The sequence below is a fragment of the Flavobacterium sp. 38 genome (genome assembly GCF_057799715.1).
On record NZ_JBYNWZ010000001.1, the window covers coordinates 381,664 to 400,232 of the forward strand.

General features: G+C 34.5%; 19 protein-coding genes. 3 read left to right on the plus strand and 16 right to left on the minus strand.

Features of this window, described 5'->3' with window-relative positions; genetic code table 11:
* Positions 1-142: 142 nt before the first annotated feature.
* On the minus strand, positions 143-1,090 hold the full coding sequence (locus AC3E9W_RS01605) for a 2-hydroxyacid dehydrogenase (protein ID WP_306153729.1): 948 nt from the start codon (positions 1,088-1,090) through the stop codon (positions 143-145).
* Positions 1,091-1,401: 311 nt separating this feature from the next.
* On the opposite strand from AC3E9W_RS01605, the gene nhaA reads away from it, so the two are divergent.
* Positions 1,402-2,541, plus strand: a complete 1,140-nt coding sequence (gene nhaA, locus AC3E9W_RS01610; RefSeq protein WP_488766468.1) for a Na+/H+ antiporter NhaA — start codon at positions 1,402-1,404, stop codon at positions 2,539-2,541.
* 370 nt (positions 2,542-2,911) lie between these two features.
* Here nhaA and proC read toward each other — a convergent pair whose 3' ends face one another.
* The 10 genes from proC to AC3E9W_RS01660 all read right to left on the minus strand — a co-directional run bounded on the left by proC (position 2,912) and on the right by AC3E9W_RS01660 (position 12,605).
* Positions 2,912-3,688 carry a pyrroline-5-carboxylate reductase gene (gene proC / locus AC3E9W_RS01615; protein WP_488766469.1) on the minus strand — a complete coding sequence of 259 codons (777 nt, stop codon included), beginning with the start codon at positions 3,686-3,688 and terminating at the stop codon, positions 2,912-2,914.
* Positions 3,689-3,800: 112 nt separating this feature from the next.
* Positions 3,801-5,150: a magnesium transporter gene (mgtE, locus tag AC3E9W_RS01620; RefSeq protein WP_306153735.1), complete on the minus strand. Its 1,350-nt coding sequence runs from the start codon at positions 5,148-5,150 to the stop codon at positions 3,801-3,803.
* Positions 5,134-5,919 (minus strand): 16S rRNA (adenine(1518)-N(6)/adenine(1519)-N(6))-dimethyltransferase RsmA, encoded by a 786-nt coding sequence (gene rsmA, locus AC3E9W_RS01625; protein ID WP_488766471.1) that lies wholly within the window; start codon positions 5,917-5,919, stop codon positions 5,134-5,136. The genes mgtE and rsmA overlap by 17 nt, the downstream gene beginning before the upstream one ends.
* Before the next feature lie 194 nt (positions 5,920-6,113).
* Positions 6,114-6,434, minus strand: coding sequence for a hypothetical protein (locus tag AC3E9W_RS01630; RefSeq protein WP_488766472.1), 321 nt, complete (start codon positions 6,432-6,434; stop codon positions 6,114-6,116).
* A gap of 21 nt (positions 6,435-6,455) precedes the next feature.
* Positions 6,456-6,767: a DUF4286 family protein gene (locus AC3E9W_RS01635; RefSeq protein WP_194140638.1), complete on the minus strand. Its 312-nt coding sequence runs from the start codon at positions 6,765-6,767 to the stop codon at positions 6,456-6,458.
* 103 nt (positions 6,768-6,870) lie between these two features.
* Positions 6,871-8,652, minus strand: a complete 1,782-nt coding sequence (locus AC3E9W_RS01640; protein WP_488766474.1) for a tetratricopeptide repeat protein — start codon at positions 8,650-8,652, stop codon at positions 6,871-6,873.
* Positions 8,653-8,706: 54 nt separating this feature from the next.
* Entirely contained in the window at positions 8,707-9,534 is an 828-nt protein-coding gene (gene lgt / locus AC3E9W_RS01645) for a prolipoprotein diacylglyceryl transferase (protein WP_456894480.1), read from the minus strand.
* 101 nt (positions 9,535-9,635) lie between these two features.
* Positions 9,636-10,907, minus strand: coding sequence for a serine--tRNA ligase (serS, locus tag AC3E9W_RS01650; RefSeq protein WP_306153743.1), 1,272 nt, complete (start codon positions 10,905-10,907; stop codon positions 9,636-9,638).
* Between the two features lie 158 nt (positions 10,908-11,065).
* Positions 11,066-11,989, minus strand: coding sequence for a hypothetical protein (locus AC3E9W_RS01655; protein ID WP_488766476.1), 924 nt, complete (start codon positions 11,987-11,989; stop codon positions 11,066-11,068).
* A 76-nt stretch (positions 11,990-12,065) separates the two neighbouring features.
* Positions 12,066-12,605, minus strand: coding sequence for a DMP19 family protein (locus tag AC3E9W_RS01660; RefSeq protein WP_488766478.1), 540 nt, complete (start codon positions 12,603-12,605; stop codon positions 12,066-12,068).
* A 240-nt stretch (positions 12,606-12,845) separates the two neighbouring features.
* Here AC3E9W_RS01660 and AC3E9W_RS01665 point away from each other — a divergent pair, with 240 nt between their 5' ends.
* Positions 12,846-13,295: a protease complex subunit PrcB family protein gene (locus AC3E9W_RS01665; protein WP_488766479.1), complete on the plus strand. Its 450-nt coding sequence runs from the start codon at positions 12,846-12,848 to the stop codon at positions 13,293-13,295.
* A gap of 238 nt (positions 13,296-13,533) precedes the next feature.
* Positions 13,534-14,436: a PhzF family phenazine biosynthesis protein gene (locus AC3E9W_RS01670; RefSeq protein WP_488766481.1), complete on the plus strand. Its 903-nt coding sequence runs from the start codon at positions 13,534-13,536 to the stop codon at positions 14,434-14,436.
* A gap of 2 nt (positions 14,437-14,438) precedes the next feature.
* On the opposite strand, the gene AC3E9W_RS01675 is transcribed toward AC3E9W_RS01670, so the two are convergent.
* The 5 genes from AC3E9W_RS01675 to AC3E9W_RS01695 all read right to left on the minus strand — a co-directional run bounded on the left by AC3E9W_RS01675 (position 14,439) and on the right by AC3E9W_RS01695 (position 18,516).
* Positions 14,439-15,005: a hypothetical protein gene (locus AC3E9W_RS01675; protein WP_488766482.1), complete on the minus strand. Its 567-nt coding sequence runs from the start codon at positions 15,003-15,005 to the stop codon at positions 14,439-14,441.
* 203 nt (positions 15,006-15,208) lie between these two features.
* On the minus strand, positions 15,209-15,682 hold the full coding sequence (locus tag AC3E9W_RS01680; protein WP_488766484.1) for a DUF6252 domain-containing protein: 474 nt from the start codon (positions 15,680-15,682) through the stop codon (positions 15,209-15,211).
* Positions 15,683-15,828: 146 nt separating this feature from the next.
* Entirely contained in the window at positions 15,829-16,056 is a 228-nt protein-coding gene (locus AC3E9W_RS01685; protein ID WP_306153757.1) for a CDGSH iron-sulfur domain-containing protein, read from the minus strand.
* 323 nt (positions 16,057-16,379) lie between these two features.
* Complete coding sequence (locus AC3E9W_RS01690) at positions 16,380-16,556, minus strand: hypothetical protein (RefSeq protein ID WP_306153759.1); 177 nt, start codon at positions 16,554-16,556, stop codon at positions 16,380-16,382.
* A gap of 457 nt (positions 16,557-17,013) precedes the next feature.
* Positions 17,014-18,516 carry a family 43 glycosylhydrolase gene (locus AC3E9W_RS01695; RefSeq protein ID WP_488766486.1) on the minus strand — a complete coding sequence of 501 codons (1,503 nt, stop codon included), beginning with the start codon at positions 18,514-18,516 and terminating at the stop codon, positions 17,014-17,016.
* Positions 18,517-18,569: the final 53 nt, after the last annotated feature.

The following is an 18,569-nucleotide window of genomic DNA, read 5'->3' on the forward strand; positions in this document are numbered from 1 at the left end:
CGAATTTCAAAAAATCGTCCTATTTAGACTCATTCTTTAAAATTCGGAAACAATATTATTAAAAATTAACAAATAAAACTAATCTTGCCAAATAAAATTCACAGGAAAAAACTCGTTATTAAAATCTAAAGGCTGTAGACTATTATTTGCCGTAAACTGCTTTAATTTTATCTACAATTACTTGAGCCAGACGTTCGTGGCTTTCAAAAGTCCAACCTGCAATGTGAGGCGTCAGTAAGACATTTTTTGCTTCGAGAAGATACTGAAAAGCTTCTGGCGTGTTTTTATCTTGAAAAAGCGTTTCAAAAGAAAGTTTTTCATACTCCAAAACATCTAGACCGGCACCTAAAACCTTTTTTGACTTCATAGCTTCAACCAAATCGGCTGTAACTATATTTTTACCTCGCGAAGTGTTTATAATCCAAAATGGCTTTTTAAATGCATTTATAAATGCTGCATTTACCATTTTATCTGTTTCGGGTGTCCAAGGCAAGTGAAGACTCAAAACATCTGCTTTTTCTTGAAGTTCTGCCAAAGAGACTTGTTTGGCATTTTCGTCTCCTACATTGTCTAAAATATCATAACATAAAACTTCTGTCTCAAAACCTCTTAGTTTTTTAGCGAAAGCTTTACCCATATTTCCGTAACCAATAATTCCGACTGTTTTTAAATCCAATTCATGACCACGATTGCTTTCACGATTCCATTGTCCTGCTTTTACTTCGGCATCGGCTTGGTTTAAATTATTAAACAAAGATAAAATAACGCCCAAAGAATGTTCTGCAACAGCGTTGCGATTACCTTCTGGAGCCGCAATGAGATGAATTCCTTTTGCAGAAGCATACTCACAATCAATACTTTCCAGACCTGCACCAACTCTTGCGATAAATTGCAACTTTGCTGCTTTATCTAAAAAGGTTTTATCAATCTTGAAACGGCTTCGAATTACAATTCCGTTATAATCATGGATTTTGGCTTCGATTTCTTCTTTTGAAGATTTAAAATCGGCGTGATTTTCAAAGCCCGCTTCTTCCAATTGGTTCCAAAGAATTGGATTATTACTATCGATATGAAGAATTTTTACACTCATTTTTATTGATTTTATGATCTAACAAAAATACAGTAATTCTTCAAGATTATATTTTAAGTGAAAAGTTTTTGAACCATATAAGTGATGTAAGTTTATTTTAAGTTTTGCTTTGCTGTTTTCTTTTTTACCCGCAGTGTCTAGTCGATTTTTTTTTAAACCATGCAAGTCATATAAGTTTTTTTAAGTATGCTAAAATGTACTTATAAGCCATATATGGTTTATTCCTTTTCCACTTCGTAGATTTTTTCTAACTTTGAAGATATTGGGATTTTTTCATATCCTATTCATTAATACTTCACAAAATCTTCATAATGAAATTAACCAAGACTTTTAAAGCCTTTTTTGAAAACGAAAAATCAGGAGGAATTATCTTGCTCTTTGTCACGCTTTTATCCTTATTTCTTGCCAATTCTTCTTTTCAAGTTCCATATGTTGCATTTTGGGAAAAAGATAATATTGCAGGGCATTCCATTACACATTGGATTAATGATGGGTTAATGACAATTTTCTTTCTTTTGATTGGTTTGGAGTTGGAACGAGAAATTTATCACGGTGAATTATCAAATATTAAAAACGCATCGCTGCCTATCATGGCTGCTTTTGGAGGAATGCTGGTTCCTGCCGCAATATTCTTAGCTTTAAATTACGGAACAACTACACAAAACGGTGCCGGAATTCCGATGGCGACCGATATCGCATTTGCCATTGGAATTTTATCTCTTTTAGGGAATAGAGTTCCAGCCTCATTAAAAGTTTTTCTAACAGCTCTTGCCGTTATTGACGATTTGGGCGCAATTATCGTTATTGCCATTTTTTACACCACGTCAATCTCTTTTTTAAATCTCGGAATTGCACTTGGAATCTGGTGTTTGCTTTTTGTTTTAAATCGAATGAAAATTCACAATCTAATTCCGTACTTAATTGGCGGTGCTATAATGTGGTATTTTATGCTTAATTCTGGCGTTCATGCCACCATAACGGGTGTGATTCTGGCATTTGTTATTCCGTTTGGCGATGGAGGCGAAAAAACCTCTTCGTATAGATTACAGCATTTTCTACATCAGCCGGTTGCTTTTTTCATTTTGCCTCTTTTTGCAGTTGCGAATACTGCTTTACCAATTACCGAAAACTGGCATGAAGGCTTAAGCCATGTCAATACTTACGGAATCATTCTTGGTCTCGTAGTGGGTAAACCGCTCGGAATTATACTTTTCTCATCAGTTGGGGTTACTTCTGGTTTGTGTATTTTGCCGAAAAACTTAAAATGGGCGCATATTTTAGGTGCGGGAATGCTCGGTGGAATTGGTTTTACTATGTCCATTTTCATTACGGTTTTGGCATTCAAAAATCCTGAAATTATTGTCTTTTCTAAAATAGCAATTCTTATTGCTTCTTTCTTAGCTGGACTTATGGGATTTATTTATTTGAAATACACTTTAAGTAAAAGATAAATTCCAATATTCTTTTAAATTCCAATTAAAAAATTCCAAATTCCAATTTAAAACTTTGCGGAGCTACTTTTGGAAATTACTAATTCCTCGGAGTGGCAAACTATTATTTTATTCTCATTTTTGTTAAACATAGCCCAAGGTTTCAACCTTGGGAACGCGTTGCAAATCACGTTACGTTTACGTTGTGTACCCAAGGTTGAAACCTTGGGCTATGTTTGATAATCTTTGTCGAATTCTAGTGCTATTTGCTTCGCATATTCTCGTCTCGTTCTTCAGAATAACAAAATATTCTATTTCGCAAAAAAAATTCCAAACTCCAATAATAAAATTGGAATTTGGAATTTTTAAAATATTGGAATTTCTTTAAAACCTAACCTTTGATTTGTTTCAAAGAAGTCTTGATTCCTTTTATCAATGACGAACTAAAACCATTGTGTTCCATTTCATTCAGACCGACAATTGTACAGCCTTGAGGCGTTGTTACACGGTCGATTAATTGTTCTGGGTGCACTCGTTCTTCTAGAAGCATTTTCGCAGCTCCTTTTACCGTTTGCGCGGCAATTGCTAAAGCAGTATTAGAATCAAATCCTATTTCGATTCCGGCTTGCATAGACGCACGAATATAACGTAAAGCATACGCAGTTCCGCACGCGCCTAAAACTGTCGCTGCATCCATTAGTTTTTCATCAATTACTGGAGCGGTTCCTAAATCTTGGAACAAATCAACAATTGGCGAAGCATTTGCTGCATACTTTTCTGGGAAAGAAATACAAGTAGCCGATTCTCCAAACTGAGCCGCAATATTTGGCATAATGCGCACTACTGGGTATTCGTAGTTGGTCTTAGTTTGAAGCACGTCCAAAGACAATCCGCTTACTGCAGAAGCAATAGTTTTGTTTTGAATAACGGGCAGAATTTCTGCCAAAACAGTATCTACCTGATACGGTTTTATGGTTAAAATAACAACATCAGCTTGCTCGATGTTGTGTTTATTATCGTTAGAAACAGTAATGCCATATTCTGATAAATATTGAATACTTGCAATGTTTCTTCTTGTAACAGTAACTTGGTTGTTTTTCGAGAATTTAGCAATTCCCAAGGCAATAGAAACCCCAAGGTTTCCTCCTCCAATAATGTGTACTTTCATTCTGGTTGGCTTTAATTTATTTCTGGCTGATTAACAGCTTTTTTTGCGCCTGTAAATTACGCAGATTTTAGAGATCTTAAATCACTGTAATCTACTAATTTGTGGCAAAAATCTAGAATCCAAGAATCAAATTAGCTACTCCAAAGTAGAGCATAATTCCAAAAACATCGTTGGTTGTTGTGATAAACGGACCTGTAGCAATTGCGGGGTCAATTTTATTTTTGTTAAGGAAAAGCGGGACTAAAGTTCCTAATGTTGCAGCAAAAAGAATCACCACAATCATAGAAATCGAAATTGCAAATCCGACCAAATACTGCTGGTACATGATAGAATGATAGCACAATAAAAGCAAAGAGATAATGCTTCCCGATATCATAGAAACGGTAATTTCTTTCGTAAAATAACCGCGGCTAAAATCTTTTAACGTTCCATTTGCCAAACCTTGCACAACAATTGCCGAAGCTTGAACACCGATATTTCCTGCAGTTGCAGATAATAACGGCACAAATATGATTAAAGTCGAATATTTTTGAAAAGTACTTTCGTTACCTTTTAAAACAAAAGAAGCCACAATCTCGATCACCATTCCGATTAAAAGCCATGGCAAGCGCGCTTTTGTCAGTTCGTAAACGCTGTCATTCGATTCAACGTCTTGTGTAATACCCGCAGCTAACTGGTAATCTTTATCGGCTTCTTCTTTGATAACGTCTACAATGTCGTCAATAGTAATTCTTCCCACCAAACGGCCGAGTTCGTCAACAACAGGAATCGCCTCTAAATCGTATTTCTGCATGATACGAGCCACCTCAACATCTTCGGTATCTACATTTACAAAATTTAATTTTCGGATATAAACCTCACCGATTTGCGTTTTAGTAGAAGAAGTCAGTAAATCTTTAAGAGATAATCTTCCTTTAAGTCGGTTTTCATCATCAACTACATAAATAGAATGTACTCTGGATACATTTTCTGCCTGAATTCGCATTTCTTTAACGCAGGTTAAGACATTCCAGTTTTCATTTACTTTTACAAGCTCTTTCCCCATCAAACCACCGGCTGTGTTCTCGTCGTAACGCAAAAGATCAACAATGTCTTTGGCGTGCTCCACATCGACCATTTCCGAGATTACTTCCGCTTTAATTTCCTGCGAAAGTTCCGCGATAATATCGGCTGCATCGTTGGTTTCAAGCTCGTCAAGCTCTTCTGCAATTTCCTTTGGCGAAAGTCTGCTTAAGATATTTTCACGCAGATCTTCTTCTAATTCAAGAAGAATTTCAGCTGTTTTATCACTATCTAAAACCTTAAAGATGTAGGTTGCTTCGTCAAAATCTAATTCATCTAAGATTTCGGCAATATCAGCGTGGTGCAGATCATTCAGTAAAACTTCAAGTTCATTGTCGTTTTTACTAATAATCAGTTCTTCTAATTGAAGTATAAATTCTTTACTAACTTTGAACTCCATCGGCTTCTATTTTTTGAGTTAGTTCAATAAATTCGGCTGTACTTAGCTGTTCCGGACGTTTATCAAAGATAGTGTCTTCTCGCAGTTTATCAGATAAATTTAATGTTTTCAAACTGTTACGTAATGTTTTTCGTCTCTGCTGAAAAGCGGTTTTTACAACAGTAAAAAACAACTTTTCGCTACAAGGAAGACTGTAATCTTCCTTTCGGGTCATTCTCATCACACCCGATTTGACCTTGGGCGGAGGAATAAAAACGTTTTCATCAACCGTAAACAGATACTCAGTATCATAGAAAGCCTGCGCTAAAACTGATAAAATTCCGTATGTTTTCGAACCTTTCTTTTCGCAGATGCGTTCGGCTACTTCTTTCTGAAACATTCCAGAAAACTCTGGAATCTGATGTTTTAGATCTAATGTTCTAAAAACAATCTGAGAAGAAATATTGTACGGAAAGTTACCAATAATGGCAAACTGTTTGTCCTTGTAAACTTCGTTTATATTGTATTTCAGGAAATCCTGAGAGATAATTTTATCTTTTAATTTTGGATAATTAGCATCCAAATACGCTACAGATTCGGTATCGATCTCAATAACGTGTGTATTTATAGGCTTTTCAAGTAAGTATTTAGTAAGCACACCCATTCCTGGCCCTATTTCTAGAACCTCATCATATCCTTTCAAAGTCAAAGTATCTGCAATAGCTTTTGCAATACTTTCGTCTTTAAGAAAGTGCTGACCTAAATGTTTTTTGGCTTTTACTTTTTCCATTTTCTTCCTTGTTTGCCACGAGGCTGCAAAAGTATTCTTTTTTATTGGAAAGGCTCTAAGTCTTTTAAATTATTTTGCCGCGAAGGCACCAAGACGCAAATTTTATTTATTCGGTCAATTATAATCAAAAATCCTCTTGTTATTCTTTCTTGCTCTCTTCTTTCTTTAGAAATCGAACTTTCATAAATCTAAATTTATATAAAAGGTGTTTTATTATATTTAGTGACTGTTTCAATAGTATTTTTACTCCAGACTAAAAATCCCCTTTTTCCAATTTTCAACAATCTATCTTCATTTACATTATTTGCTACAGCCCATTGAATCCATTTTTTTACAGAAAAACTCCAATAAATCCATCCTAAGACAAATCCAATTAGAAGTGCAATTTTAAAATGTAAATCAACATACATACTTAATCCAAATCCAAACAGAAGTATAATAAATACGGCTGGTAAATTAACCGTCAATTGCCCTCGCAAAGAAATATCATAATCTGTCAGTTTTTTGCCATTCATAAAATTGATTTTTTTTTAAAATTAATGTTCCGAAATAACCTCCAATTCTGTTCGAAATGAAAGCATTTTATCTGCAAATAAACCCAATGCTTCTCTATGAAATTCCGGTTCGTCTTCGATATAAAACTTCTCTAAGGTTTCTTTGCTGTCTGTCACATATTGTGTAGAATACGTAATGCCGCCCATTTCTTCTTCAACCAAAACTTTTACAATTCTCGCCGACGAAAATTTTTGAGTTGCTAGAATTTCTGGAATATGTTTTTCCTGCATCCATTTTAACCATTGGTCGTGAACGCTTTCGTGTATATTGGTGGTAACGTTGTAAATAATCATTTTTTCTAATGTTCTAAGGTTCTGAGAGGCTGAGCTTCTAAGCTTTTCTCTCTTTGGAATTTGGAGATTTAAAATTTGAATTTTTCATATTGGAATTTATTTTCTACAAATTCTTATCTCCTCTTAATTCTCTATATTTCTTTCTTGCATCGACAAAGTAAATACTATCTTGATGATTGAAAATTACTTTTTCGTATAAAGGTTTTGCTTTTTTTACCTCTTTCAATTCGTCGTTGTAAATTTCTGCTGAGAAAAACAAAGCCTCATCTACATAAATTCCGTCGCTGTGAAAATCAATGATTTGTTGATATTGGCTTAAAGCCGAGGCAAAATCTTTCTGGCTTTCGTATACTTTTCCTAAACGCAATAAGGTTACCGCTTCTATTTCCTGACCTTTATACGTCTTTAAAATATTCTGAAACTGCGTAATTGCTTCTTGCTTTTTATTTTGATAAATTAAAAAATCTCCTTTTGCAAATGCTTTCAATGCAACCTGAGTTGAATCTGCGGCGGTATTATCATTAATTAATAAAAAATATTCAAGAGCATCATTGGCAATCAATTGTGTGTTTGCGGCTTTTAACTCTTTAAACTGTTTATTGGCCCATTCAAAATCGCCTTTGTAATAACTCGTTTTTGCGGCTTTTAAACTCGCCTCGTGCGCCATTACATCATTCTTTAAATCCAATTGAATCTGAGAATAGTAAATAAGCGCCTGATTGTACTTTTCTTCCAAAAGCAAAATATCCGCCAATTCCATTTTAGCATCGGCTTTTTGGTATTCGTTTAGATTTAATTCTAAGGCCTTTTTGATTACCGCTTTTCCTTCTTCTGTCTTTTTCAAATTAAAAGCCAGAAAATGGGCTTGAATAATTTGCAAAGATAGGGTAAACGGACTGATTTCGTAAGTCGTCAGCAATTGCTGCAATTCCTGATTGATGGCTGGATAATCTTTTTCTTGTGCTTTATCGATTTTAATCTGCATTAAATACGCATTCGACTGAATCAATAAATCTAAATCTTTGGTGTTTTGAAGAATGAAGTTCAGAATTTCTTCTGCTGTATCATCGTCTCCTTCATTCATTGCAAATTGACTCAAATTGACAATACTCATCAACGATTCTGGCTCGCGTTTGTAAATGGCTTTTTCCTGAATAAATGCTTTTCCGAATTCTTTCTGCTGCACATAAAACCAGCTCAGATAATGATTCCAAAAAACATCTTGATCTTTTTGGGTTTTTAAGATTAAGGCTTTACGCATCGCATCTTTAAAAGCCGTATTGTCGGTTTCGCCATTCATAAATCGAGACAGCTGTGTCTGAATCAAATTGGTGTTCTGCGGATTTGTGAAAGATTCCGTCAATAATAAATCGATCATCAAGTCGGTTTTGCCCAACTGACCGTATAGCATTCCAATTTGAAAATTGAAATTAAAGTTCGGCTGAACCTGCATTGCGGTCTGATACGCTTTTAAAGCATATTCGAGCAATACTTTTTTCTCAAAAGAACTGGCAATTCCGTAAACATCATTCGGATTTACTTTTATTTTTTCGATTGCCTGTTCATAGTAATTTTTAGCTTTCGAATCATTTTTCTGCAATTGAAAATTATATCCTAATTCAACTAGAAAAACGCCTTGTTTATAACGGTTGTAACGATCTTGAATGGCTTTCTCGGCATTTGCAAATTGCTGCAATTGCTGATAACAATCGACTGTTCTTAAAAAATACTGAGTGTTAGATGGTGCGGCTCTTAAAAGCTCTTCATAACTGATTTTTGCTTTTTCGAAATCGCCTTTGTCGTAATAATATTGCGCCAGCTGCTCGTTTTGACCGAATGCAAAACCAGAACATAACAAAACGATACAAATCAATATGTTTTTCATATTGCAGTTTTTTAATTTACGATTAAAGCAATGAAAACTGTGATTGAGACTATACTAAATTGCCAATTGCTTTTTAGATTTCCAAAAAATCAATCCCAAACCAATTAAAATAAACGGAATACTTAAAATCTGCCCCATATTAATCAGCATATCATTCTCGAAGGCTTCTTGATTTTCTTTGAAAAATTCTATTATAAAACGGGCTGTAAATAATAAAGTTAAGAAAGTTCCAAAGATTAATCCCTGTGCATTTCTGATTTTTTCTGATTTGTACATATAAAACAGAATTACAAAAATCAACACGTAAGCAAATGCTTCGTATAATTGTGTTGGATGTCTCGGAATCAAATCGTCTCTTTGAAAAACAACTCCCCAATTCCCATTGGTTGGTTTTCCATAAATTTCAGAATTCATAAAATTCCCCATTCTAATAAAAGCGCCCGTTACAGGTACTGCAACAGCCATTTTATCTAAAAGTCCTAAGAATTGCACTTTGTATTTTCGGCAGTATAAAATCATTGCCGTAATAACTCCGATCGAACCTCCGTGACTTGCCAAGCCTTGATAACCTACAAACTGGTAAGCTCCTTTTATTTTTTGAATTGGTAAAAGAATTTCTATCGGATGCTTGAAAAAATATTCCGGTTCGTAGAAGAAACAATGTCCTAACCTTGCTCCTAAAACCGTTCCGACAATAACATAAATCAATAAAGAATCCAGATTGTCTAAGGAAAGATTTTCTTTTTTATAAATATTTCTGACGATATAAAACCCGAGAAGAAGTCCGCAGGCAAAAAGAGCTCCGTAATATTTAAGAGGAAAAGTATCTGTGATCCAAAATATAACGGGATCAACGTTCCAGTTCAAGATACCGTTTTTCATTAGTCTAAGTTTTTTTAATTTCTAAAAATTAAGAAAACCTGACAGTCCCGAAGTTTCGGGATAAAAACCTGTCAGGTTTATAAATATCTTAAAAACAGAAATTAGTTTATAATATCAAATCCGCAGTAAGGACGTAAAACCTCTGGAATTACGATTCCTTCTGGAGTTTGGTAGTTTTCAATAATTCCCGCCAAAACTCTAGGAAGCGCCAATGAACTTCCGTTAAGTGTATGCGCTAATTGATTTTTTCCGTCTTTATCTTTAAAACGCAATTTCAAGCGGTTTGCCTGAAAAGTTTCAAAGTTAGAAACAGAACTGATTTCTAACCAGCGGTCTTGTGCTGTAGAAAACACTTCAAAATCGTAAGTCAAAGCAGATGTGAATCCCATATCGCCACCGCAAAGACGTAAAATTCTATAAGGCAATTTCAATTCCTGAAGAATATTTTTTACATGTTCTACCATTCCGTCCAACGCAGCATAAGAATTGTCAGGGTGCTCGATACGAACGATTTCTACTTTATCGAATTGGTGCAAACGGTTTAATCCGCGTACGTGTGCTCCGTAAGAACCTGCCTCGCGACGGAAACATGGCGTATAAGCCGTATGCAAAACTGGCAATTCACTTTCGCTCAAAATAACATCGCGGAATAAATTCGTTACTGGAACCTCAGCCGTTGGAATCAAATATAAATCGTCGACTCCTGCGTGGTACATCTGCCCTTCTTTGTCTGGCAATTGCCCTGTTCCGTAACCTGAAGCTTCGTTTACCAAATGAGGAACCTGAACTTCATTGTAACCTGCAGCTGTATTTTTGTCTAAAAAGTAGTTGATTAAAGCACGCTGTAAACGAGCTCCTTTTCCTTTGTAAACAGGAAATCCTGCTCCAGTAATTTTTACTCCCAATTCAAAATCGATGATATCGTATTTCTTTACCAATTCCCAGTGTGGCTGTGCGCCTTCGTGCAAAACCGGAATATCTCCTTCTTGGAAAACATTCAAGTTATCATCTGGAGTTTTTCCTTCAGGAACAATATCTGCCGGAAGGTTTGGTAACGTATATAATTTATTGGTTAACTCAACAGCCAAAGCTTCTGCTTTTTCGCTCAGTTCTTTACTTTTTTCTTTAAGTGAAACTGTTTTTTCTTTTAAGATTGCCGCTTTAGCTTTCTCACCAGCTTTCATCAATTCACCAATATCTTTGGACAATTTATTAGATTCTGATAAAGTATTGTCTAATTCTACTTGTGCAGCACGACGATTTTCGTCCAATTGAACCACTTCTTCAACAACGCTTTTAGCATCGATATTTCGTTTTGCTAAAGCTTTGATTACTTTCTCTTGATTTTCTCTAATAAATGCGATTTGTAACATAGCTTGTTTTTTATAACTATTGTATTTTTATAACGGAAGCAAATTTAAGGAAATGTTTGTTAACAAAAGGACAAACTTTTTCAGGAAAACCGAAATCTCCTATAAACAGCAAAAGCACCTTAAAAGTGCTCTTGCTATATTTTTAATTTTTGGACGTTTTATTCTAAAAAACGATGTCTGTCATCTCTATGAAAAGCATAATCTCTTCCGTTAAACTTTATCTTTTCGATTTCTTTTTTTGTTTTGAGGTCGCTTTTTTCTTCAATTCCATTTTCTAAATCATCTTCAACCGCTTCTTCGTAAGAAAACTTTTTGGTAATAATCAGATCAAAATATCCATTGGTTTTATGGTCAGAAAAACTCATTCCGGTTTCTAAAGTTTCGATTTGAAAAGTTCCGGTTCCGTTAGAATCGCCGTTGGTTAATCGAACTGGATATTCGTATAAAACTTTTCTAATTTCTTTATCGCCCAAAGTAATCAGCGTAAATTTTTGCTCCGAATACAACACAATTCTGCTGCTTGCGCGGGCTTCTGTATAAAAAGCAACGGCTGGTGTTTTTTCGTTTAGAAAAAACAAATCTTTTAAAATATGTGATTTCGAAAACTGAATGGCTTCATTATCGTAATAACCCAGATTCTCATCAAATTCTTCAGCAATTATGCTTCCGTCTTCCCGATTTACAAATAGATACTTTCGCTGAAAATAATCTCCAAGTTCTTCATCGTCATCGTTCGTTCTAAAAGCTTTTTTATCGTGTGCAACGGTTGTGAGCACAAAAAAAGTAGTTTGATCGTCATAATTGATCGAACTTGATTCTTTAATTTTAATATCTGAATATTTGATTTTGAGGTTTGTTGCCACTTTGGAGAGCAGCTGCAGGTTCATTTCTTTTGAATCTTCAATTTCATCCAGATTTTTAAAAATGAGTTTCTTTAGTGGTTTTTTATTAAAACCAATATCGGCTTGAGTTTGCGAAAGAAGTTCTTGATACTGAGCTTCTGCTTCATTCTGAACTTTTTCATTTTTCCCGCAGGAAAACAACAACATCAAAACACCGCTTAAAAGAATTGTTTTTTTCATAGGCTTTGGTTTGTTAGAAATTTAGGGCGTTTCAAATATATAATTTTCTTACAAACCAAAAGCAAAAAAATAAAAACTAATCTCTCTTAATTTCGTGACCTACAAACTCTTCCAATGTTTTAAACATTTCTTCAACAGAAAGCACTTCTGTGTCAGGGTGAGATTTTAGAAAAGAAGCATTCAATTCAGCTAGATTTTCGTCTAACTCAAAGTACGCATTGTTGTTTAGCAAATCTTTGAAAGCATTAGGAGTATCGAATTTTTCTTTTAGAAATTTCCCTAATTTGATATTGCTCTGCAAACGCAGTTTACGGCATTGTTCTTTAAACAGTTCTAAATGTTTTTCTGCTCCGATTAAAGCTAAACCTTCTTCAATTAATTCATTCAATTCCTTATTCCATCCAGAATCGTGTACGAACTTCGAAAAATTTCCTTCTGCATATTTAGAAGCATAAAAATCTAAATAATAACTCATTAAAGCATCTTCGTGAATCAAATCGTCGTCTATTTTTTCTTCGCGCATTAAATTGATTACTGAAATATTCGAATTTATAATGTCTTGAGGATTTTCGCTCTTTGCCGCCGTTTCTGAAATGATGATTTTACCGAATTCCATTTGAGTTTTATTTAAAGATTGTTTTGCAAAGTTGGGGTAAATAATAATACGATTTAGAAGAAATTAAAGTTTTTGACAGATTTCCGCCGTTTATCACAATCTTTAATCAAAATTAGCGTTATCTTTATCTAATATAAAGATGCAGCTAAAACTGAATGCTTTTAACGCAACTATTTGGAGAGAAATGCATCTATTATATAGAAAACTTAATATGAAGTTTTCGCAACCAAAACCAAAACCATGAAACGGATTGTCCTAATATTAAGCATTCTGCTAGCTTTAACAAGTTGTGAAAACGATGATTTGCCAAATTCTGATGTGCAATATTCGTTAATTGCAAAGGGAGATTCTTTTCCTAGTGATGAAAGTCTTGCACCAAGACATTTAATTATTAAAGATCAGAAAGCTTGGGATAATTTAATTACAGAAATGAATGTTTCTACTGATTTATCTAAAGATTTTAAAGAAATTAATATTGATTTTAGCCGATATCAAGTTATTGCCGTTATAGACAAAACTCAAAATACAAGCGGCCATTCGATAGATATTGTCGAAATTTCAGAAAATCGAAATACTATAATTGTCAAAGTCGAAAAATTAAAAAATGGCAATAGCACTTTAAAATTATCCAGACCTTACGATATTATTAAAACAGACAGGACAGATAAAAAGGTCATTTTTGAGCAGTAAAATCTGTATCATTACAAAAATCACTTCGCTTTTTTTAAGATATTTTTTGAATTGCCTCCTGCTTTAGCTGGAGGCTTTTTTATTACATTCAAAATAAAAGGTTTGATTTCGAAAACAAATTTTTAATCAAAAAGTAATATTAAAATAATACCTGAAAAATAAAAGCTATCCGTGAAATACAAGAATAAACCGTAATTTTATTCCATCCAAAATCAGTCTAGCTACAAAACAGAAAAATATGAACCAAAGAAAAGCATTAGAATATTATGTTTTAGACGTATTCTCAAACGAAAGTTATAGAGGAAATCCGCTTTCGGTTGTTTTTACAGATGGTAATTTAAAACTAGAAACCTATCAGGACATTTCGAAAGAGTTTGGCTATTCTGAAACCTCTTTTGTCTATTATTCTACAAGAGAAAAAGCACTTGTAGTTCGTTCGTTTACCCCAACCGGAATCGAAATTGATGGCGCAGGACATAATTTATTAGGCGCGGTCTGCGGTGCTCTCCTAAAAGGAATTCCCATATTTGATGAACAAAATGAAAGTGAACCTTTTGTAATTATGAATCATTCGGCAATTCCTGTTACGACAAGTTTAGATCCCATTACTTTGTATCCCGTTGTTCAAATGCATCAAAAATCGGCAGTGATCAAACAAGAAATCCCAACATACAAAATTGCGGTAGCTCTTGGCTTAAAGATTGAAGATTTAGATGTAAATTCTTTTGTGCCAACTATTGTAAAAACTGAAGTAGCGCATACGATGGTTCCTATCAAAAACAGTCAAATATTAAATAGCTTTGTTCCAGACAACCAGCTTTTGATTCAAATCTCAAAAGAATACAATTCTGAAGGTTTTTATTGTTTCGCTCCAGCAGATGAAGATCAGGATCATATCGTTGAAACGAGATTTTTCAACCCAATAATCGGAATAAATGAAGATCCGGCAACAGGAACGGCCGCTGGGCCTTTAATTGGTTTTTTAACGCAGAAGAAATTTACTAAATCAGACAAAGAGTATAAAATTCTTCAGGGTGTAAAATTAAAACAAGCTTCCATTATTGAAGTGATGAATCGCGAAGAAGATATTTTGGTTGGTGGCTCTTCGATTATTACCATGAAAGGGGAATTGTATATTTAATTTTATTCGACGTTAAACAATCTCAAAATATACGAAAGTTCATAGACTATAAAGAGTGTTACCAAAACGGTATGAAAAACTTTATTGTGAATTTTTATCGCAACCAGACACAAAACAATGTGACTGATGATGCGTACATAATATTCTTCTTGATTGTATAAAAAATAATTACCACCCTTTATTGCAGTGTCAATCAAATCGGCGCCAAAGCTAATGGCCAGAATGGCAAAAAACCAGTTTTTTCTAGAATAAAAATAGTCTTCGTAACCATTATAATCACGTAAATCATCAGGATAAAGAATCGCACACAGCAAATAGAATATGAGTATATAGCAGATGATAAAAAAATAATCGGCAAAATACCATTCCTGAATAAGCTTCAAATTAAACTCCCACCACCAAAAATGGATAATTAATAAGAAAACATAAAACACCCAAAGCGAATGAACAAAATAGATCTTTTTCCGCCCGGGATGCTGTATAAAAATAACCGATCCTTTTATAAGATGTGTTAAACTTAAGCCTAGAATAATTCCGATAATCGATTTGACGTGGGTTAATTCTTCCATACACAAATTACTTTTATTGACTTAAAATTAAATTAATTAATTCAATTACAATAATTTGCACTTAACTTTCAAGAATAATTCAAAAACAAAAAAGCTGCAATATATAAATATAGTGCAACTTTCTTAATTGTCGTAAACTTATAAATAACTTTAAAAAAGGACGGCCCAAAAAATGGGCCGTGTCTAAAAAATATTTTTTGTCTTTAAAATTTAGAAATACTGAAACTTCCATCAGTTACTTCATAATTTTTTCCATTTTTAGTGTGTGAAAAATTAAATGTTCCTTCAATTTTTTTATCATTATTTACTGTTATGTTTATAGTTCCTGACTTTATATCCACATTATTAAGTTCAGGCATGAAGCTAAAATTGATACGATACGTTGTCGTAAGATTTGACAAATCATATACCACAGGATGACTTCCAACTTCTGCATTTAGTGGCAGCCATAAGGAAAGTTTTTTATAATTATCATCAATTCCCTCACTAACCATTATATTCATAGAGCTAGAAATGAGAATATCGGGTTCAAAGGAATAATTTTTCCCTTCGTATTTGAATTTCACAAAATCACTTTGCGATGCATTCTCTTCTGAATCATTACTGCTACATGACGACGATAATGCTAATGCAAAAATAGCAATAGCAAAAAACAAGATTCTTTTTAAATTTTTCATAATTGGCTTTTATTAAATTAATGAGCAAATATAGAAAGAATTTTATTACAAAATATATTAGGAAATAGTAAAAAAATATTCTTTTGTAAAAATAAAAACCGCATCTTGGCAGAATGCGGTTTAATTATTTAAAACTAGAGAACTTCTTAGTTCGTTTTCATTGGCGGTAAATCAAACGCTTTTGAATCGTGTTCGAAGTTATTTCTGTGTGCTCCATCGCAAAATGGTTTGTTAGCAGAATGTCCGCAACGGCAAAGTCCCAATGCAGATCTTCCCTGTAAACCGTAAAGTGCTCCTTCTGGATCCATGATTTCAAAATCGCCTTCAATTTTGATTGATCCGTTTTTATTGATGATTAATTTTGTCTTGCTCATAAATTTGTTTTTTTCGGCTGCAAAGGTTGCGAAATATATTGGCATTTATAAGCGGTGAACGTAGTTTAAACTGGTTCTACTTTAGGAAGAATTCCGCAGAGATTCGCAAAGTTTTTTGCAGAGATAAACAAAGATTGTCAGGCTGAGCGGAGTCGAAGCCACGTTCGCTGAATCTTTGCCACGAAGGCACTAAGACACAAAGTTTTTGTTTAAATCTCGCAAAGTCGCGAAGGCGCAAAGTTGTTTTGTGTTTTGTCTGGCTGAGCGGAGTCGAAGCCCGCAAAGTGATTCTACGATTTTGCCACGAAAGCGAAAAATTTTGTCTATACGCTTTGTGTATCAGACTCGTCATCCTTTTTTTGCTGATTCATTTTTGTGATTATCTCTTTCAATCGTAAGGCTCTTTCTTTTTTCTCTTCTTGAACTTTAGCTTTTTTCCGTTTTAGCAATTTGGTATGCAAAGCCTTATTTTTTGAGTCTTTTTGAGGTCCTTTAGCCATAACTATCAATTTTGAATAGTGCAAAGATAGGTGTTATAATGTTTTTGCCACGAAGACTCAAAGGCTCTAAATCTTTTTCTAAAAATAATCTCGCAAAGGCGCAGAGTCGCAAAGTTTTGTTTGCCACAGATTGAAAAGATTAAAAATGATTTTTCTAAGCAAATTTTGCCACGAAGGCGCTAAGGCACGAAGTTTATTTTAACGCGAAATCTATATAATTCACAAAGATTGTCAGGCTGAGCGTCCCGAGAATTCGGGAGAAGCCCCACACAGTGATTCAGCAAACGTGGCTTCGACTCCGCTCAGCCTGACAAAACAACAAAAACTCTGCGCCTTCGCGCCTTTGCGAGATTAAAAAACTTCGTGGCTTAGCGCCTTCGTGGCAAAATATAACAAAAAACTCCGCGCCTTTGCGAGATTAAAAAACTTTGTGCCTTAGTGTCTTCGTGGCAAAACCTTATAGCGCTTTATAAACAAAATTCTTAAACTTCACGCTTCCTTTTCCGATCGAGCAAAGTCCAATTCTTAAACCAAGAAAACCACTTAAAACATTATGATTGTAACCCGAAACTTCTACCGAATTTTCAATCTTTTTCCAGTCTTTTCCATCAAGACTATAAAACATATCTACAGTGTTTTTAATGTTTTTAAGTTTAAGAAAGACTTTTCGTTTGTGCGTATTTTTCTCCGTTGGGAATTGCCATCCTCTCAAATTGGCTAAAATATTGTTTTGATCGGCCAAAATTCCTGAATAATATTGTTTGTCATAAAACAAAACAAGTCCGCCTACAGCATCGCCTTCTATTTCCATTTCGACTTCAGCTGAATAAGAATGCCCTCCAGGAACGACAACAAGTGGCGAACTATTTCCAACACCGTCGCCTTTTCCTTCAATAGTTAAAGTATTATTGGCAACCTTAAATCTCGAACTTTCTACTCCATTATAAAATTTCCATTGTGGTTTTAGAGCCGAACCATCGAAATTATCACTCAAAGAAAATTCAGGAAGTGATTTACCTTCTGGTTTTGCAATGAATTTATCGGTTTCAATTCCGTTTGGAATTTTGTACCAGCCGTCTTTTGTCCATTCTACAGGCTGCAATAAAGTCTGACGGCCGAGATTGTAATACCCATTTTCATAACCATGAAAAATCATCCACCATTTTCCGTTTGCATCTTCAAAAACGGTGCTATGTCCTTTTGACCACCAAGTTTCAGAACTACTATTTGTACGTACTACTGGATTATGCGGCGAATTTTCCCAAGGTCCAAGAGGAGATTTAGATCTTGCGGAAATCACCATGTGACTTGTCGCCGGTCCTGCGGTTCCTCCTTCGGCAACGGTTAAATAATAATATTCTCCTCTTTTGAATAATTTCGGACCTTCCATACAAAAGCATTCGATACTCCATTCGCGCGGAATTTTCCAACCATCGTAAACATGCTTTAATTCGCTCGTTACCGAAAGTCCGTCTTTTGAAAGCGCAACATAACCTCCGTTACTGAAATACAAGAATCGATTCCCTTTCTCGTCTTCAATATGACCGGGATCAATATTTCCGATTTTCAAATCTACGGGTTCGCTCCACGGGCCGTTTATAGAATCTGCTGTTACCACAAAATTAGTGTTGTTTGCCGGAAAATAGATGTAGTATTTATTATTGTACTTAATTAAATCTGGCGCCCAAACGGCTCCAACATATTTATGAAGCGCATTGGTTACAGGTTCCCAATTCATTAAATCGGTCGAATGCCAAATTAAAAGTCCAGGATAATAATCAAACGAAGAATGTACAACATAATAATCTTTTCCATCGCGCAGTAAACTCGGATCGGGATAATCGCCTGCAAAAATGGGATTATTGAATTTATTTTCTTTTAAAATCTTCTCGGGTTGCGATTGAGAATTGACTGAAAGTGTTAGTAATAGAAATAAAACGGAGAGGTATATTTTGTTCATTTTGATATTTTTTTTCAAATATAGTCAAAAAGACTATAAGATGATTGTTTCAC

What these genes read in the sequence shown, in the direction of transcription:
- AC3E9W_RS01605 (WP_306153729.1), bottom strand. Translation starts at nt 1,090, where the DNA reads ATGAGTGTAAAAATTCTTCATATCGATAGTAATAATCCAATTCTTTGG.
- nhaA (WP_488766468.1), top strand. Translation starts at nt 1,402, where the DNA reads ATGAAATTAACCAAGACTTTTAAAGCCTTTTTTGAAAACGAAAAATCA.
- proC (WP_488766469.1), bottom strand. Translation starts at nt 3,688, where the DNA reads ATGAAAGTACACATTATTGGAGGAGGAAACCTTGGGGTTTCTATTGCC.
- mgtE (WP_306153735.1), bottom strand. Translation starts at nt 5,150, where the DNA reads ATGGAGTTCAAAGTTAGTAAAGAATTTATACTTCAATTAGAAGAACTG.
- rsmA (WP_488766471.1), bottom strand. Translation starts at nt 5,919, where the DNA reads ATGGAAAAAGTAAAAGCCAAAAAACATTTAGGTCAGCACTTTCTTAAA.
- AC3E9W_RS01630 (WP_488766472.1), bottom strand. Translation starts at nt 6,434, where the DNA reads ATGAATGGCAAAAAACTGACAGATTATGATATTTCTTTGCGAGGGCAA.
- AC3E9W_RS01635 (WP_194140638.1), bottom strand. Translation starts at nt 6,767, where the DNA reads ATGATTATTTACAACGTTACCACCAATATACACGAAAGCGTTCACGAC.
- AC3E9W_RS01640 (WP_488766474.1), bottom strand. Translation starts at nt 8,652, where the DNA reads ATGAAAAACATATTGATTTGTATCGTTTTGTTATGTTCTGGTTTTGCA.
- lgt (WP_456894480.1), bottom strand. Translation starts at nt 9,534, where the DNA reads ATGAAAAACGGTATCTTGAACTGGAACGTTGATCCCGTTATATTTTGG.
- serS (WP_306153743.1), bottom strand. Translation starts at nt 10,907, where the DNA reads ATGTTACAAATCGCATTTATTAGAGAAAATCAAGAGAAAGTAATCAAA.
- AC3E9W_RS01655 (WP_488766476.1), bottom strand. Translation starts at nt 11,989, where the DNA reads ATGAAAAAAACAATTCTTTTAAGCGGTGTTTTGATGTTGTTGTTTTCC.
- AC3E9W_RS01660 (WP_488766478.1), bottom strand. Translation starts at nt 12,605, where the DNA reads ATGGAATTCGGTAAAATCATCATTTCAGAAACGGCGGCAAAGAGCGAA.
- AC3E9W_RS01665 (WP_488766479.1), top strand. Translation starts at nt 12,846, where the DNA reads ATGAAACGGATTGTCCTAATATTAAGCATTCTGCTAGCTTTAACAAGT.
- AC3E9W_RS01670 (WP_488766481.1), top strand. Translation starts at nt 13,534, where the DNA reads ATGAACCAAAGAAAAGCATTAGAATATTATGTTTTAGACGTATTCTCA.
- AC3E9W_RS01675 (WP_488766482.1), bottom strand. Translation starts at nt 15,005, where the DNA reads ATGGAAGAATTAACCCACGTCAAATCGATTATCGGAATTATTCTAGGC.
- AC3E9W_RS01680 (WP_488766484.1), bottom strand. Translation starts at nt 15,682, where the DNA reads ATGAAAAATTTAAAAAGAATCTTGTTTTTTGCTATTGCTATTTTTGCA.
- AC3E9W_RS01685 (WP_306153757.1), bottom strand. Translation starts at nt 16,056, where the DNA reads ATGAGCAAGACAAAATTAATCATCAATAAAAACGGATCAATCAAAATT.
- AC3E9W_RS01690 (WP_306153759.1), bottom strand. Translation starts at nt 16,556, where the DNA reads ATGGCTAAAGGACCTCAAAAAGACTCAAAAAATAAGGCTTTGCATACC.
- AC3E9W_RS01695 (WP_488766486.1), bottom strand. Translation starts at nt 18,516, where the DNA reads ATGAACAAAATATACCTCTCCGTTTTATTTCTATTACTAACACTTTCA.